Origin of the sequence: Mycobacterium sp. (genome assembly GCF_008709575.1) — a bacterium.
GTDB lineage: Bacteria > Actinomycetota > Actinomycetes > Mycobacteriales > Mycobacteriaceae > Mycobacterium.
This window is the reverse complement of the sequence record NZ_VYIK01000353.1, coordinates 1-693: the sequence shown is the minus strand read 5'-3', so window position 1 is coordinate 693 and position 693 is coordinate 1. Positions and strand designations below refer to the sequence as shown.

The window sequence follows — 693 nt, the reverse complement described above, 5'->3', positions numbered from 1 at the left end:
CGACCCCGTCGTGGTCGAAGATCATGCAGCGGGTGCTGGTGGTGCCCTGGTCGATAGAGATTATGAACTCACCGAAATCAGCCATCTTTTCTCCTTGGGTGCGACGGCTCCGGCTGCGCGCACCCGTCATGGATAGCGCATTCCAGGCTCAACCGGCAAAGGAGCGGGGAGCCCGAAGCGGCCGGCACAGCGAGTAGACCAGGTCGGAGCGGCGAAGCGTCGATCGACGATCGCCTTCGCAGGCTTGCGCAGCGTTCGGTAAACCTGTTGCATCGGCAGGGTGGGCACAGAGGTCAACCGCTCCACCTCCGGGCACGACCGCCGGCAAGAGTACCGGCGCAAGGTGCAGTTGTGTCTGAACGTCTTCGAGACGATGCTGGCACAGTCCAGGTTCGAATTCGATCGCCCGCTGGCCGGGATGGAGATCGAATGCAACCTCGTCGACGACGGCTATCAGCCGGTGATGTCGAATCGAGATGTTCTCGAAGCGATTGCCGATCCGGCATATCAGACCGAGTTAGGCGCCTACAACATCGAGTTGAACGTGATGCCCCGGCCGCTGGCCGGCCGCGGCACCTTCGATCTGGAAACCCAAGTGCGGGCCAGCCTGAACGCTGCCCAGAGCAAGGCCAGCGCCCGGAGCGCACGCATCGTGATGATCGGTATCCTGCCGACGCTGAGACCGGAGCATCT

The 693-nt window shown here is 62.6% G+C and carries 1 protein-coding gene and 1 pseudogene; one reads left to right on the top strand and one right to left on the bottom strand.

Annotation, left to right across the window (positions count from 1 at the left end; all coding sequences use genetic code 11):
* Positions 1–85: hypothetical protein (locus F6Q13_RS18905; protein WP_293058000.1), on the bottom strand; the 85-nt coding region annotated here is incomplete at its 3' end.
* 195 nt (positions 86–280) lie between these two features.
* Between F6Q13_RS18905 and F6Q13_RS18900 the strand changes: the two are divergent.
* Positions 281–693 (top strand): annotated as a pseudogene (locus F6Q13_RS18900) (glutamate--cysteine ligase); the annotation flags it as partial.